9 protein-coding genes and 1 tRNA gene are annotated in these 12805 nt (G+C 55.6%); 7 read left to right on the forward strand and 3 right to left on the reverse strand.

All coding sequences use genetic code 11. The features are described from left to right. Nucleotides 1-20: 20 nt before the first annotated feature. On the reverse strand, nucleotides 21-1430 hold the full coding sequence (locus tag AC6I6N_RS17550; protein WP_199827837.1) for a transglycosylase SLT domain-containing protein: 1410 nt from the start codon (nucleotides 1428-1430) through the stop codon (nucleotides 21-23). Nucleotides 1431-1440: 10 nt separating this feature from the next. Next, complete coding sequence (gene gloB / locus AC6I6N_RS17555) at nucleotides 1441-2250, reverse strand: hydroxyacylglutathione hydrolase (RefSeq protein WP_406612131.1); 810 nt, start codon at nucleotides 2248-2250, stop codon at nucleotides 1441-1443. Between the two features lie 23 nt (nucleotides 2251-2273). Between gloB and AC6I6N_RS17560 the strand changes: the two genes are divergently transcribed. The 6 genes from AC6I6N_RS17560 to AC6I6N_RS17585 all read left to right on the forward strand — a co-directional run bounded on the left by AC6I6N_RS17560 (nucleotide 2274) and on the right by AC6I6N_RS17585 (nucleotide 8690). After that, nucleotides 2274-3035, forward strand: coding sequence for a class I SAM-dependent methyltransferase (locus AC6I6N_RS17560; RefSeq protein ID WP_094197655.1), 762 nt, complete (start codon nucleotides 2274-2276; stop codon nucleotides 3033-3035). Then, nucleotides 3032-3475, forward strand: coding sequence for a ribonuclease HI (gene rnhA, locus AC6I6N_RS17565; protein WP_042486244.1), 444 nt, complete (start codon nucleotides 3032-3034; stop codon nucleotides 3473-3475). The genes AC6I6N_RS17560 and rnhA overlap by 4 nt, the downstream gene beginning before the upstream one ends. A gap of 99 nt (nucleotides 3476-3574) precedes the next feature. Then, the gene (locus tag AC6I6N_RS17570) at nucleotides 3575-4621 is read left to right on the forward strand and encodes an efflux RND transporter periplasmic adaptor subunit (protein WP_249460158.1); all 1047 of its coding nucleotides are present in this window, start codon (nucleotides 3575-3577) and stop codon (nucleotides 4619-4621) included. Between the two features lie 9 nt (nucleotides 4622-4630). Next, nucleotides 4631-7708, forward strand: a complete 3078-nt coding sequence (locus AC6I6N_RS17575) for an efflux RND transporter permease subunit (protein WP_249460156.1) — start codon at nucleotides 4631-4633, stop codon at nucleotides 7706-7708. A gap of 86 nt (nucleotides 7709-7794) precedes the next feature. After that, complete coding sequence (dnaQ, locus tag AC6I6N_RS17580) at nucleotides 7795-8520, forward strand: DNA polymerase III subunit epsilon (protein WP_321278544.1); 726 nt, start codon at nucleotides 7795-7797, stop codon at nucleotides 8518-8520. A 95-nt stretch (nucleotides 8521-8615) separates the two neighbouring features. Beyond that, a tRNA-Val gene (locus AC6I6N_RS17585) sits at nucleotides 8616-8690 on the forward strand. 368 nt (nucleotides 8691-9058) lie between these two features. Here the strand turns inward: AC6I6N_RS17585 and AC6I6N_RS17590 are convergent. Further along, nucleotides 9059-10372, reverse strand: a complete 1314-nt coding sequence (locus AC6I6N_RS17590; RefSeq protein ID WP_094197650.1) for a short-chain fatty acid transporter — start codon at nucleotides 10370-10372, stop codon at nucleotides 9059-9061. A 358-nt stretch (nucleotides 10373-10730) separates the two neighbouring features. Between AC6I6N_RS17590 and AC6I6N_RS17595 the strand changes: the two genes are divergently transcribed. After that, nucleotides 10731-12776, forward strand: a complete 2046-nt coding sequence (locus AC6I6N_RS17595) for a TonB-dependent receptor plug domain-containing protein (protein WP_230019244.1) — start codon at nucleotides 10731-10733, stop codon at nucleotides 12774-12776. Nucleotides 12777-12805: the final 29 nt, after the last annotated feature.

Raw genomic sequence — 12805 nt, forward strand, 5'->3', positions numbered from 1 at the left:
TATGTAATTAGTGGGTGGACTTAACCACGAATATTGGAACCGGGAACACGCAAACGTGTACCCCTGGAAAGAGTGCTGCCTTTGATATTGTTCAAGCGTCGCAGCTCAGCCACCGACGTGTCGTACCGTTTGGCCAAGGCGTAGAGTGTATCGCCTCGTCGAACGGTATGGGTACGCACGTTGGCGCCACGACGCAAAACAACGGTATCGTTTTTGCGGTTGACGCTGGCCGTTTGCGTACGCGCCCGGCGTGTGCTTTGCGCGACCGGCGCGGCCGGTGTGTTGGTCAGGGAAGCCAGTTGCAGGCTGCCTTCACCCAGGGTGGTGCTGGGCACCAGCAGCGTCTGGGCAACGGCTTTGGTGCTCTTGCGGCTCAAACCATTGATGGAGCGCAGTTGCGATACGGTAATGCCGTGGCGCTGAGCAATGGATAGGTAGCTTTCACCGCGCTTGGACTGGTAGGCCTTCCAGTTGCTGAGCTTGCCCTGATAGGCAGCCAGATTGGCATTGAAAATATCAACCTTGTTGGCAGGCAACAGCAAGGTGCCGCGATCTGCCGGGATGGTGGGGCGATTGTGGGCGGCATTCAAGGCTTTGAATTCGTCCACAGAGATTTCGGCCAGCTCGGCAGCCAGGGCAACGTCAATGTCCTTGTTCTTGCGCACAGCAGTGAAATACGGGGTGTTGCTGACCGGGGGCAGGGTAATGCCGTAACGCTCCGGGTTGGCCACAATATTCTTGATCGCTTGCAGTTTGGGGACGTAATTGCGCGTTTCGTCCGGCATCTTCAGGGATAAGTAGTCAACGCCCAAATCAGCCTGTTCGTTGCGTTCCATGGCGCGGCGCACGGAGCCTTCCCCCCAATTGTAGGAAGCCAGAGCCAAATACCAGTCGCCCTGGAATTCGTACAGGTAAGACAGGTAGTCCAAGGCAGCGCGGGTGGATTCGACTGGGTCGCGTCGCTGGTCTACCCACCAGTTCTGCTCCAGCTTGTACTGCGTGCCGGTGCTGGGGATGAATTGCCACAGGCCCGCTGCATGGGCGCGGGAATAGGCTCCCGGGTTATAGGCACTTTCTACAAAAGGCAGCAAGGCCAGTTCGGAGGGCAGGCCGCGCGCATCGAGCTCGTCCATGATGTGGTACAGATAGCGCGAGGCGCGCTGGCTCATGGTACGGATGGATTCGGGGTGCGACGCGTAGTAATTGGTCCAGTAATCAACCAGATCGGTATGCAGGTTGGGGATGGAGAAACCCCGGCGCATCCGGTCCCACGCGTCTTTGGGTGGGTGGGTCAGATCAATGGTGCGAGACGTATCGGCGGCAATGCTGGTGGAGGTCTTGGCGGCTTTCTGGGGGCTGACCTTGGGGCCTGTGGCGCAGCCTGCCAGCACGAAAGCGCATAGCAGCGCAAAAAGTCTCATTAGGTTCATTGCGGAATCTTTAGAAATTGTTTTTCCAGTCGCGCAGGCTGGCAAATACCTCGACAGGATTATTCAGGGATTGGGCGCCATAGTGCTCGGCAGCCTGAATAACAGCAGTCGTCTCGCAACGCAGAAAGGGATTGGTAGCCAATTCTGTTTTCAAGGTGGAGGGCACCGTAGGCAAGTTTTGCTGACGTTTGAGGGTATCCTGTTCCCAACGTTGGTGCAGTTGGGGATTGTCCGGCTCTACCTGTAGAGCCCAACGTAAATTGGATAAGGTGTACTCGTGCGCACAGCAGATCAGGGTGTCCGATGGCAGTTTCGCCAACTTGCCCAGGGAATCCGTCATTTGTGCCGGGGTGCCTTCAAAGAGACGTCCGCAACCAGCAGCAAACAAGGTATCGCCACAGAAAACAAAGGGCTGTTTTACCTCATTTTGACCAAAGTACGCAACGTGTCCGGCGGTATGGCCGGGGATGTCCAGGACGTGCAGCGTCAGTTCCAGAGTAGGTAATTCGACCTTGTCGGACTGGCCGACTCGGACATCACAGGCGGGTAGAGGCTCATGGGCTGGGCCCCACACGCGGGCCGGATGCTTAGCCAGGATATCTTTGACACCACCAACATGGTCACCATGGTGGTGTGTCAGTAAAATGGCATCCAGTTGTAAGGACTCGCGCTCCAGCCAATCCAGAACCGGAGCGGCCTGGCCGGGGTCCACCACCAGGGCGTGACCGTTTCGACTTAGCGCCCATATATAGTTGTCGTTCAGGGCAGGTAGTGGAATCAGGCGAACATCGCTTGGCACAGGCCAGGTAAATGCATTCATCATGGTAGAGGGAGAAAGCGCCAGTGGAGCAGACTTTGAATGATCAATTTGCCCAGTGGTTGGAAACCGTACCGGGGCGATATGTGCGGGCTTGGGAACAAGCCGGAATCGATGCGGAGGTGGTCAACACCTTCGGGTATCATGCCATACAAATTGGATTGCCGCATTGGGACCTCCTGGCGCAAAGCCGCATCTCTTGCAAGGTATGTACGGCTCAGTCCGGCGTCTTGCCTGCCCAGCAGCAAAACCTGGTGTATGCCGAGCCCGAGCATCTGCCTTTTGATACGCAAAGCATTGATCTTTTAATTCTGCCCCATACGCTCGAGAGCGCCAGTGACCCGCATCAGGTGTTGCGAGAGGCTGAACGCGTGCTGGTGCCGGAAGGGCGCATTCTCCTGACGGGCTTTAATCCCTTGAGCTTATGGGGGGCCCATGACTGGATTCCAGGGCTGGAGCGGGGCACGCCGACCTTGCCGGGAGATGTGATGTCCCCCTCGCGTTTGCGCGACTGGTTAAAGCTCTTGTCCTTTGATGTGCAAAGCACGCAGATGGGCTGTTATGCACCGTTGTGTCGTCAGCAGGCATGGCTGGATCGCTGGTCCTGGATAGAGCAAAGCGGAGCGCGCTGGTGGAGCTTTGCAGGCGCCGTCTATATGATTAGTGCGGTCAAACGCACGCCTGCCTTACGCCTGGTCGGGCCTAAGTGGAAGAAAAACCGTCGGCGTGTGCGTCGGCCTATGGTGGTAGCAGGACGCGCTGCCGATGAAGGAATAAGCAAGACATGACAGATGTTGTTGATATTTGGACCGATGGCGCCTGCAAGGGCAATCCGGGTTTGGGTGGTTGGGGGGCGTTGCTGCGTCATGGCGGCCGAGAAAAAGCCATTTGTGGCGGCGAGGCGGATACCACCAATAATCGTATGGAATTGATGGCGGTGATCGAGGCACTCAAGGCCTTGAAGCGCCCTTGTCAGGTGCGAGTCCACACTGATTCGCAATACGTACAAAAAGGGATGAATGAATGGCTGCCCGGCTGGAAAGCGCGTGGTTGGCGTACTGCGGATAAAAAACCCGTCAAAAATGCCGATCTGTGGCAGGAACTGGAGCAACAGGCGGCCAAGCACGAGTTGACCTGGTTATGGGTGCGTGGTCACGCAGGCGACCCTGGTAATGAGCGGGCGGACCAATTGGCCAATGAAGGGGTGGAAATAGCCAGGCAGTTATAAAGGCCTGGGCGAAGGTCGAACCCGCTGATAGTACTATTAGCCACCCGTCATATTTTGTCAGATAGCTTTACCGGCCTGGCCGGTCAGGATAAGCCGCCCATGATTCTCACGCTGCGCCTCACGATTTTTTCTTTGTTCATCGTACTGTTTGCCAGTAGTACGCCCAGTTGGGCGCAGTCTGACGCCACGCGGGTGGAAGTGCTGCCAGTGCGGCAAACTGAATTGATTCGTGATGTGGCGGCGGTCGGGACCCTGGTTGCCAGAGAGTCCGTCATGTTGCGCCCCGAGATCAGTGGTCGTATTTCAGCCATCAGTTTTGAAGAGGGCCTGCCCATCAAGAAAGGGCAGGTACTGATTCAGCTGGACCCGGCCATGGCGCAGGCGCAGTTAAATCAGGCACAGGCAAATTTGAATCTGGCGAATAGCCAGCACAAGCGCTCTTCGGAGCTGAGCCGTCAGGGCTTTATCAGTCAGCAGGCAAAAGATGAGTCGGGCAGTCGTTTGGCTGTCCAGCAAGCCGAAGTGCAATTGGCGCGCGTGCACCTGGACAAGACCCGTATCCGTGCGCCGTTCGATGGTGTCACCGGCTTGCGCAATGTGTCGGTGGGTGACTATGTTGGACCCGGCACAGATCTGGTGCAGTTGGAAGCGGTTTCTACTTTGAACGTGGACTTTCGTATCCCTGAACAATATCTGGCCGATGTGAAGGCTGGCATGCTGGTCGAGCTGCGCTTTGATGCGTTCCAGGGCCAAACCCGCCAGGGTTCGGTTCTGGCGGTCAGCCCGGCAGTGGATACGGCAGGCCGTTCGATTTTATTACGCGCGCAAGTGCCCAATGAAGATGGTGTCTTGCGCCCTGGTTTGTTCAGCCGTGTACGCCTGGAGCTGTCTCGCTATCAGGCCTTGATGGTGCCTGAAACCGCCTTGGCTCCTTCGGGGCAGGATCAGTATATCTATATTGTGAAAGATGGCCGGGCAGAGCGTCGACAGGTGCAGATTGGAGTCCGCGAACAAGGCTGGGTGCACGTAACTGGCGATCTGAAAGCCGGCGACAATGTGCTGGTGGCCGGATTGCAAAAGGTGCGTGATGGCGTACCAGTCGATATCCAGGAAGTGATCGACGTCCAAACACAGCCGCAGCGCTAGGGCACAGTCATGGTTCTCTCCGATTTATGTATCCGTCGCCCGGTTTTTGCCACGGTTCTGTCTTTGGTGATTGTGCTGGTCGGTTTCATTTCCTATGAACGCCTGACCGTACGCGAATATCCTGCCATTGATGAACCGGTGGTCTCGGTCATCACCAACTATAAAGGGGCCTCACCAGAGGTGATCGAGTCCCAGGTGACCAAGCCGTTGGAAGACCAGTTGTCCGGGATTGAGGGCGTGAACGTGATGACCTCGCGCAGCCGTTCCGAGCGCAGCCTGATCAACATTAAATTCAATCTGGACCGAGCCCCCGATGCGGCCGCCGCTGACGTGCGTGACAAGGTTTCGCGCGCCCGCCGTTTCTTGCCCGATGAGGTGGACGAGCCGATTATCAACAAGGTAGAGGCGGACTCCACCCCGATTATTTATGTCGGTGTGGATACCGGCGACTACAGCATGCTGGAGGCCTCGGACTACATTAAGCGCTATATCAAAACGCGCTTATCCGTCTTGCCCGGAGCAGCAGAAGTGCGCGTATTTGGCGAGCGCCTGCCCGCCATGCGGATCGATCTGGACCGCACCCGACTGGGGGCCTATCAGTTGACCGTGCAGGACGTGGAAGATGCGTTGCGTAAGCAAAACGTGCTGATTCCGGCTGGCCGTATCGAGTCCGATGCGCGTGAGTTTTCCGTGGTGTCCTCTACCGATCTGGAAACGCCCGAGGAGTTTCGCAACATCATCATCAGTCAGGCCGCCGGTTATCCGGTGCGTATCTCCGACATTGCTCAAGTGCGTATTGGGCCTGCCGAGGAACGGGTGCTGGCCCGTTTCAATGGGCAAAACAGTTTGAATATTGGTGTGACCAAACAGTCCACTGCCAACCCGCTGGATTTGTCCAAAGCGGTGCGTGCCGAGGTGGAGCGCATCAACGAAAGCATGCCGGGCAATATGAAGCTGACCGTGTCTTACGACAGCTCCATCTTCATTCAGAAATCCATTGATTCGGTCTACACCACCATTGCCGAGGCTATCTTGCTGGTGGTGCTGGTGATCGTGTTTTTCCTGCGCAGTTTCCGTGCCAGCCTCATCCCTATCGTGACGATTCCGATCTCTCTGATCGGAGCCTTTGCCATCATGTACATGCTGGGTTTTTCCATCAACACGCTGACCTTGTTGGCCATGGTGTTGGCGATTGGTCTGGTGGTGGACGATGCGATTGTGGTGCTGGAGAACGTTTATCGCCATATTGAAGAAGGCAAAACGGCCATGCAGGCGGCCTTTTTGGGCGTGCGTGAAATTGCCTTTGCCGTGATTGCCATGACGCTGACATTGGTGGCGGTGTATGCGCCGTTGGCTTTTGCTACAGGCCGTACCGGGCGATTGTTTATCGAATTTGCCCTGACCTTGGCGGCTGCCGTACTGGTGTCCGGTTTCGTGGCCCTGACCTTGACCCCTATGATGTGCTCGCGCATGTTGCGCCCGCACGGCACCAAAGTGGGCCGTGTCAGCCAGGGGATCGAGAACTTTCTGGTCTGGCTGACGCGTGGCTATCGTCGTGTCCTGATTCGCGCTCTGCGTTGGCGCTGGCTGGTCTTGTTGATCGGTGTGGCCGTTGCCGCCACCAGTGCGCTGCTGTTTACGGTTATCAAAAGCGAGCTGGCTCCGATTGAAGACCGGGGGGTCATTTTCGGGATTGTGAATTCGCCTGAAGGCGCCACGCTGGATTACACCTTGCACAATGTGGAACGGGTGGAAGCGCTGTATCGCGGCATACCGGAGACCGAGGGTTACCAGTCCATTATTGGTTTTCCAACCGTGACCGACTCCTTTGCGATTCTGCGTTTGAAGCCTTGGGAGGAGCGCACGCGTAACCAGCAGTCCATCGCGCGTGAGCTACAGCCGCATTTCTCGGCCATTCCTGGTGCGCGTGCCTTTCCGACTAATCCGCCCTCCCTGGGGCAGCGCGCGACCTCCAAGCCGGTGGAGTTTGTGATCATGAGTCAGGCTCCTTATCCGGAGCTGGCCAAGATCGTGGACAACTTTCTGGCCGAGTTAAGAGACTACCCAGGGTTGTTGAATGTGGATACGGACTTGCGCTTGAATACGCCAGAAATCCGTATTGATGTAGACCGCGACAAGCTGGCTGATACCGGTGTTTCGGTGGATGCTGTAGGCCGCACACTGGAGTCCATGCTGGGTGGGCGTCAGGTCACACGCTACCAGAGTGACGGCGAGCAATATGATGTGATTGTGCAGGTGGATAAACAGGCTCGCTCCAGTCCGCAAAATATTCTCGATATTTACGTGCGTACCCAGGACGGTGGCATGGTGCAGGCTTCCAACTTCCTGAAAGTGCGAGAAAGCGTGTCACCGCAATCGCTGAACCACTTCAACCGTTTGCGGGCCGTGATTGTGGAAGCCTCGGTGGCACCCGGCTATGCCCTGGGTGAAGTTCTTGAACACATGAATGAGGTGGCTCGCAAGACCTTGCCTGAAACCGTGCAGACGGATCTGGACGGGCAGTCACGCGAGTTCCGGGACTCCTCGGGCAGCATTTATGTCGTGTTCCTGATGGCTCTGGCCTTTATTTATCTGGTGCTGGCCGCCCAGTTTGAAAGCTGGCGCAATCCGCTCATCATCATGCTGTCCGTGCCCTTGTCCATGACCGGGGCCTTGCTGGCCCTGTGGCTGTCGGGCGGGACTTTGTCCATTTATAGTCAGATCGGTTTGATTACCCTGGTAGGCCTGATTACCAAACACGGTATCTTGATTGTGGAATTTGCCACCCAACAACGCGAAGCGGGGGCCAGTTTGTACAATGCCGTGGTGCGCGCTTGCGAGATGCGCCTGCGTCCCATCTTGATGACAACCGGCGCGATGGTGCTGGGCGTCTTGCCGCTGGCCTATGCTTCCGGGGCAGGCGCCGAATCCCGCCAGCAAATTGGCTGGGTGCTGGTAGGCGGCTTGTCCTTGGGTACCTTGCTGACCTTGTTTGTGGTGCCCGTGGCCTACACGCTGATTGCAGGCAAGCAAGAAGGGCAGGACAAGCAACTGGAATTGATTGACAAGCCCCAGGCCTCTGTCTGAACCTGTGGTTCTGGTCTGCGGGGAAGCGGCTCGTACAGCCTCCTTGTTCAGTGCCATTACCGTGATTGAATTTGTAGGGAAAGTGAATGCGTCAAATTATTCTGGATACTGAAACCACCGGTCTGGAGCCACGCGAGGGGCACCGAATTGTTGAAGTGGGTGGGGTCGAGTTGTTCAACCGTAAATTGACGGGCCGCCATCTGCACTTGTATCTGAACCCGGATAGGGATTCTGATCCCGAGGCCTTGGCCATTCATGGTCTGACCACGGAATTTCTGTCCGGCCATCCACGGTTCAAGGATGTGGTCGATCAGGTGCTTGATTTTGTGCAGGGCGCGGAAGTCATTATTCATAACGCCTCCTTTGATACCCGCTTTCTGGACGCTGAATTGCAGAAGGTAGGCAAGGGACCGTTCTCGCAATACTGCGACAGCATTACTGACTCCTTGCTGGTGGCGCGGGAAATGCACCCCGGCAAGCGCAACTCTCTGGATGCCTTGTGCGAACGCTACGGTATTTCCAACTCTCACCGTACCTTGCACGGCGCTTTGCTGGACTCGGAATTGTTGGCCGACGTCTGGCTGGCCATGACGCGGGGTCAGGATGCGTTGTTGATGGACTTTGACGAGTCCGACAGTCAAGGTGGTGACGGCAGCGATTTGAGCCTGGGCAAGTTTGATCCTAGTGTGCTCAAAGTGCTGCGTGCGTCCGAAGCTGATCAGGCCGAGCACGAGAAATACATGGACGTGTTGGAAAAACAGAACAAGAAGCCGCCCATGTGGCGCGAGATGCTCAATCCAGCAGCAGAGTAACTGTTCAAGAAAAACAGCCGGCCCTGATCTTGTAAATCGAGCAGGGCCGTGCTATAGTTTTTTTCTTCGCAGCTTTTGCAGTTCTTAAAAGCTTCGGGCGGTTAACTCAGTGGTAGAGTGCCACCTTCACACGGTGGAAGTCACAAGTTCGAACCTTGTACCGCCCACCATCTCTTCCTTCTTCTATTTCCCCCTGCAGTTTATCTATTGCCTTTGTCTTGGGCGGTCTGTTCGCGTCTTGTCTTTGTGTTGAACGCCGCGCTGACTATGGCTACAACTTGTGCAGGCAGCGTCATTCGGCATGAAAGAGACGAGCTGGGGGGAACTTAAAACAAAATAGCTATTCTCCAGTTGATTGTTGATTGTTGATTGTTGATTGTTGATTGTTGATTGTTGATTGCTGATTGTTGATTGCTGATTGCTGATTGTTGATTGCTGATTGTTGATTGCTGATTGCAAAACGCCCAATGAATACTCATTGGGCGTTTTTTTTATAGCTAGGGAAACGGCGATGCCAGTAAAGGCATCGGCCTGCCTCTTACAACCAGGTCAAACCAATCGAAATCACGATACCCGAGACAATCAATTGAATCAGGCAAAAACCCATGATGTCTTTGGCTTTCAGACCGGCAATGGCCAGTACGGGCAAGGCCCAGAATGGCTGCAGCATATTGGTCCAGGCGTCACCCCAGGCAACGGCCATGGCCGTGCGCGCGATATCGGCATCCAGCGCTTGGGTGGCGGCAATGACAACCGGGCTTTGAACGGCCCATTGTCCGCCGCCCGAGGGCACAAAAATATTGACCAGACCGGCGCTCAAGAAAGTCCAGAAAGGCAGGGTAGTGGCAGTGGCAAAAGACACCAGCCACTCGGACAGGCTGGTCGCCAGACCGGAGTCGATCATGATGGCCATGATGCCCGCGTAAAAGGGGAACTGGATCACAATTCCGGCCCCGCCGCGAATGGCTTCATTCAGACTTTTCAGCAGACGACGAGGGGTGCCGTGCAGCAAGATGGCCAGAATCAGGAAGGTGAAGTTGATCACGTTCAGGTTCAGCGTTGCGCCACGTAGCACGAAGTAGTCAAACAAGTAAGTCAGGCCTGCCACACCAATCACAATGGAAATCAGGCGGCTGTTTTCCAGACGGTCTGCAGGACGATCTGTGGATTGGTTGACGTCATCAGGCGCCTCTTTCAAGAGCTTGGGGTCGACATAGATGCTTTCCTTGTCGCTGGGTAGCATCAAGCGGTTGACCAGCGGCACCAGGATAAACAGGGCGATCACAATGGCCAGGTTAAAGAAGGCGAAGATGGTGTCTGAGGTACTGATGATGCCGATCTTGCTCTCGGAAAAGTGGCCCGAGGTTGCAATGGTCAAAGGCACTGAACCGGCCAGGCCGCCGTGCCAGACCAGAAAGCCTGAGTAGGCACTGGCAACCAGCAAGCGGTAGTCAACACGAACCTGGCGGGCCAGCTCTTTGGCGAACAGGGCACCGACCACCAGACCGAACCCCCAGTTGATCCAGCTGGCTGCCAGCGAGACCAGGGTGACCAGAATAATGGCCGAACCGGCCGAGTGCGCCAAGGAGGCCAGGCCACGCAACCAGCTTTTTACCAAGGGGGTGCTGGCCAGCATATGACCCGTTAGCAGGACCAGCAGCATTTGCATGGCGAAGGTCAGCAGCCCCCAAAAGCCATTACCCCAAAATTGGATGACCTCCATCGGAGAGCGCTGTTCGAACGCCATGGCCGAGACACCGGCAATCAGCGTGAGCAGGATGACGAAGATATACGGATCGGGCAGATAGCGTTCAACCAGGCGGACTGAACCGCGCGTCATGGCTTTAAACATACATTGTGCTCCTGTGGATTTGCGCCAGTAATTGCGCGGGTCCTGATGTTTTGGAATTGGAGTTAATGCCCGTTTATATGGGCGTTCTTCTGGCAGCATTTTGATAAAAATGCTCAGTGCAGCCGTATTGTTGGCGAGAAGTTGCAAATTGTGAAGACGGGAAAACCTGAACCTTAAAGTTTTTGCTTGCTTGTCATCTTTCGCTATATGCTCTACTATATAGCGGTGTTTTCGAAAGAACCATCACTCATCGCTCGATGATGGGTTCTATTTATGGGCCCTTTGGGGCCCATTTTTTTTGCGCCACCGTGTAGTGTTAATTCATAAACCAATTAGAAAGATCGAATAGGGAAGTGGAATGAGACATCCGTCCAACCGCGCCACAGCAGCGCGTCAGCAGTTTGTCTGTTTAGTACCGCGCGCCTTGGTCTTGAGCATGATGGGGGCTGTGGCCCTTAACCAAGCCCATGCTCAGGACAACAAGGACCGTGTGTTTCAACTGGGCAAAGTGGTTGTTCAATCCAGCTTGGATCGAGAGGCGCCTTTGGGTGAGAGCGCAGTCAGCCAGGAAAAAATGCAGGCTTTTGACTTGCGTAATGTCGGTGCGGCTGTCAGCGTGCAAGCGGGTGTCACGGTTTCGGCAGGCGGTGCCCGTAATGAGCAAATGGTCTACGTGCGCGGCTTCGACTCGCGTCAGGTGCCCTTGTTCCTGGATGGTATTCCACAGTACGTGCCGTACGACGGCTATGTAGACTTTACTCGTTTCACCACCATGGATCTGAGTGAAATTCGCGTGGCCAAGGGTGCAGCCTCCTTACTGTATGGCCCCAATATTATGGGTGGTGCCATCAACCTGGTTACCCGCAAGCCGGTCAAAGCATTTGAGGGTGAGTTCCGTGCCGGTTACGCCACGGGCGATCAACGCTACAGCGCCTTGAACGTGGGTACCAATCAGGGTTCCTGGTACCTGCAGGCTGGTTTGTCCTGGTCGGGCGAACGTACCTTCCCCTTGGGCCGTGGCTTTGAAGATCAAAAAGCACGTCCTACCGATACGGGCGGTATGCGCAGCAATGCCTCGCAAATGGACAAGAAAGCGTCCTTCAAATTGGGTATCACTCCCAATGCGACGGATGAGTACGTGATCGGCTATGTGAATCAGAAAGGTCAGAAAGACAATCCGGTCTACACCGGCGTGAACGATGCCAAGCTGGGTAAACGCTACTGGCGCTGGCCCTACTGGGACAAGGAAAGTCTGTACTTTCTGAGCTCTACCCGGGTTGGCGAGAACAACACCATCAAGACACGTGTGTACGAGGATAAGTACAAAAATGGTCTGGATATGTATAGCGATGGCCAATACGCCACCCTGACTGGCCCGACCAGTGAATACACGGACCGCACGCGTGGCGCTGCTCTGGAGTGGGTCAATACGAGTCTGGATGATCACGAGCTGCACTTTGCCTTGCATTACAAGCAAGATCAGCACCGTGATCCCAAGTCATCGGGCACTGAACGCTACAAGGACGTGACCACTTCACTGGCCTTTGAGGATCGCATCGCTTTGGGCGATCAGTGGCAATTGCGTGTGGGCGCCAGTCATGAGCGTCGCAAAGCCAAAGAAGCGCACAATTTTGAAACTGGCGATACCGACGCCACTAACGGTTTGCTGGAGCTGGGCTACGACTGGAGCCAGGCCATGCAGGTCTACGGCAGTGTGGCCTACAAGACTCGTTTTCCTACGATTAAAGACCGTTACTCCAGTCGTATGGGTTACGCCCAACCCAACCCGGATCTGAAACCGGAGCACGCCATTCACTATGAACTGGGCTTGCGTGGTCAACCTTGGCAGGGGGCGCAACTGGAATCGGCTCTGTTCCTGAGCCAGGTGCGCGACATGATTCAAAGCACCGTTATCCAGGCACCAGGCTGCGACAAGTACCGCCCAGTGGGTTTTTGTGATCAGGCCACCAACGTGGGCAAGGCCCGTCAAATGGGTCTGGAACTGTCCTTGCAGCAGGAGTTTTCTGCTCACTGGTCCGCTGGCTTGGCCTATACGTATTTGAACCGTCGCAATCAGTCTGATCCAGACGTCAAACTGGTGGACACGCCCAATCACCGTCTGTTCGCTCACCTGAGCTGGAAGCCTAATGCACAGTGGGAAGTGATGGGTTCGGTGGAAACTGAAAGTGGCCGTTACTACTCCTACGCGAACAACAAGGGTGACCAGATTTACGAAAAAACCCCCGGCTTTGCCTTGCTGGGTTTGAAGGGGATCTGGCGTCCTAACTCGGATATCACCCTGGAAGCCGGTGTGCGTAACCTGGGTGACAAGCTGTACCAATATAAAGAAGGCTACCCCATGCCCGGACGCGTTTGGTTTGTGGGTGGAAGCTATCGTTTCTAAAGCAGTGCTGTTATTGGCAGAAAAAGGGG

This window comes from Alcaligenes sp. LTN-3, assembly GCF_059735605.1.